General features: G+C 34.1%; 3 protein-coding genes and 1 pseudogene. 1 reads left to right on the forward strand and 3 read right to left on the reverse strand.

Annotation, left to right across the window (positions count from 1 at the left end; translation table 11 throughout):
* The 3 genes and pseudogenes from PLA23_RS11995 to PLA23_RS12000 form a co-directional block, all read right to left on the reverse strand.
* Window positions 1–264 (reverse strand): nucleotidyltransferase family protein (locus PLA23_RS11995; RefSeq protein WP_324475330.1); only part of this gene is annotated, 264 nt, incomplete at its 3' end.
* A gap of 289 nt (window positions 265–553) precedes the next feature.
* Window positions 554–928 (reverse strand): annotated as a pseudogene (locus tag PLA23_RS13855) (serine/threonine kinase C-terminal domain-containing protein); the annotation flags it as partial.
* A 45-nt stretch (window positions 929–973) separates the two neighbouring features.
* Window positions 974–1474: a hypothetical protein gene (locus PLA23_RS12000; RefSeq protein WP_324329807.1), complete on the reverse strand. Its 501-nt coding sequence runs from the start codon at window positions 1472–1474 to the stop codon at window positions 974–976.
* Window positions 1475–1800: 326 nt separating this feature from the next.
* Between PLA23_RS12000 and PLA23_RS12005 the strand changes: the two genes are divergently transcribed.
* Window positions 1801–3077 (forward strand): hypothetical protein (locus PLA23_RS12005; RefSeq protein ID WP_324475332.1); only part of this gene is annotated, 1277 nt, incomplete at its 3' end.

The following is a 3077-nucleotide window of genomic DNA, read 5'->3' on the forward strand; positions in this document are numbered from 1 at the left end:
CGGAGATACGCCATCCGTGGTGACAATCTCTACTTTTCTGGGGAATAATGACTGGAGATACAATTCAAGATCAAGATATTTTTTGTAGGTTACCCATTCAGGATCGAACTCAATCAGGAGATCAATATCACTCCTCTCTCCGGCTTCATCCCGGACTACGGATCCAAAAAGACCGACCTTTAAAACTCCAAACCGGTCTTTTAAATTATGGGATTCGCGTTTTAAGATTGAAAGTATCACATCCCGTTTAGTCAGATCTGTCATATTTTACCCGTTTTTTAATCATGCCGGTTCTGAAATTGCATATACTGATACATACTCTTCTTTTCCCTGAACAGGCAATCCCTACATAAAATGAAGCTGTATAATAAAATTATATTGCCCATATCTTATCTCCTTTTGCCACCTCATTCAGTTTGCTGGTAGCATTGCATCTGGGAGTGTCCGGAACACAGGCACATAGGTATTACCTGCTTTCTCAAAGGCTATCGAGAATATATTTTTCATGTATCCTGCATCATACCCACTGAAACGACGAAGAGCCATAAAAAAATTATGGAACAATTGTATAAGAATTGAACATTTCATCGGTTAATTCGCGGACATCATTACTTTCTTCTGGCCGATAGATCATATAAAGGAAATAATAGGTATTATGAGCAGAAAGAATATACAACCGCATATGGGTTAAGCGACCCTTATACATGAAGGTATTGTCGATAATTGCAGTAGGATACCCTTCCTTCGATTCACCATTTATTTCTTTAATAACCTTAAAATCTTCATATTCTGAACTTTTTAGGTTTTCTTCTACCGATTTAATATATTGGGGAAAATCAAGAGAACTTTCGGTATAATCACCGCTGATAAACACATTTTTATTCGGAACATCAAAGAATATTTGACCTTTATCATCTTTTGATACACTCCAGTCTTCCGGATACTCAAATGACTACTTCGGGTCAGTGAACGTTTATTTACCGGCTAATACCGTATCCAGCGTATTCCCTGATGATGTTTCAGTATTCTTATACGTTTCCAGAAAATGCTGTTCTTCTTCTGTTAATGTTTCTGATCCACCTCCGGTCGAGATAATATGAGGGGTATTATTCTCCCAGAAGATGGTTGAGATCATAATTACCTCCCCATCCTTATTCTTTATGACAAATTGTTTCGCAGGAATATCCCCGACAAACACATCATCTGTACTGTCAATCGTATAGATCCTGCTGAAGGAACTTGTCCATTGATTTATGAACTCATCCAGGGATGCATATGATGTCTTTCGCGGGGCGAGTCCGACGGTCATTGAAAATGGTGGATTATCACCTGAAAATTTTATTTGGGATTCTGATTCTGTAACGGTTGCTGATTTTGGAAATTCTACCCGGAACAATGATCCCTCATAGACCTGATAATCCGGGTTTGCAGATTCTGTTATTGAACCCTGGAGTGCATCAGAATCTGAAGACATATCTGCATATATCCCTGGGAATATGAATATAAGCATGATAATCAGTGATATTACCCGACAGATACCCTTCTGTATGTACATAGTTCTCATGATGAGTGCAATAGCTATGAAAATATTTAAGGATATCTAATTACTATCAGCAGTAGTGGCAGATATTAATTATTAATAGGTCAAGAATTTTTTTTAAAAAGCGATTTTTCATTTTCGCTAATTTTTTAATATGATTCAGACTGATTTCTCCATATTGAAGGGATTAATCTCAATATTCCCGCGAATTCAAATCAACGCACCTTTATAGGAGAAGTGATTATTCTATTAGTGTTGATATGGAGAAATCCGGAACATCAATAATATCTTCATTTCCAAACACGATAGATCAAGAATTTCTTACGAAATTAAATGAACGCCCATTATCCGAGGAAGATTTAAAGAATTTGATAACGGGGATACATGTTCCTCGACCTCCAGCCATCGAAACAGATGAAGATATAAGAAATCTAATTAAAAAAATTCTAACTATTATATTCCACCCTCCAGAAAAACCAAAAATAGCTAAACCAGAATTATTTTTCGATATAAATCTGACAGAGTATGCGGCTCCTCTTTTTATAAGAATTCCAATGCAGAAAATTAATAACTTTTCGATAGATGAAACGTATCAATTTTATATAAAAAATGAAACGAATTCTATTTTATTTTCAGTAGAACCGGTTATTATTAAACAAAATGATGGATATTATACTGAAGAGATCTCATTACCTTTAGAAATCCCTTCTTCTTCATATACTTTATTTATTAATGACACTTTAATAAAAAAATTCGATGGTATTTGTGATTCTTATGAACTATTATTTGATGAAAATGGACAAAATATTAAAAAAATACCGGAAAAGGGAATCTGCTGGTGGATTTTAGAAACAAACACTCAAATAACACCTCTTGACTCAATTTTAGATATCATTTATTTTTTGGACGAATGGGAAAATTATTGTGCATTCAAGGTGGATGGCAGCCTGAACCCATGCAAAAATGAAGGTTCTTTACCAACAATTAAAATTGTATGGGATGAACACCCTATTTTGACATGTATAATAAATGGGAATCAAAACAATATATATAATGTATACAATGAACCTCCATCTTTTCATATTGAAACAGATAGTAAAGAAACATATTACGAGACTAGAGTTGTAATTAATAACACCGAATTACCTCTAATAGTTGATCATCAGACAAAATTTGCTGATAATTATCTTTCATACTTTAATCAACTCCTTGATACTGAAGGTTCGGGAAAATACATAATCACCATTTCCAATACCCGGTTAAAAAATTGGAGAGAAAAAAAGTCATTTGTAATTCTAAAAGGATTTAGAATAGAATTCTGTGATTTATCGCATGAATCTGATTTTTATGCGCCAACAGTTGAGGATCCACTCATTGATGTTAAATTTTCTTCTCCCGAAACGTTATTTATCACATCTAATTCGTTGAATCAACAATTTTGTCCAGATGGATTTAGATTTAAAGGAAAAAGAACTGAACAACTCTCATTTAATCTCAAATTTAATATCCACCAACAAGAACAGAATAATTTTACACT

The sequence above is a fragment of the Methanospirillum sp. genome, from assembly GCF_035406105.1.
Classification (GTDB): Archaea; Halobacteriota; Methanomicrobia; order Methanomicrobiales; family Methanospirillaceae; genus Methanospirillum.

Bases quoted from the DNA above. Each gene is read 5' to 3' on its own strand.
- PLA23_RS12000 (WP_324329807.1), bottom strand. From the start codon at position 1,474: ATGTCTTCAGATTCTGATGCACTCCAGGGTTCAATAACAGAATCTGCA.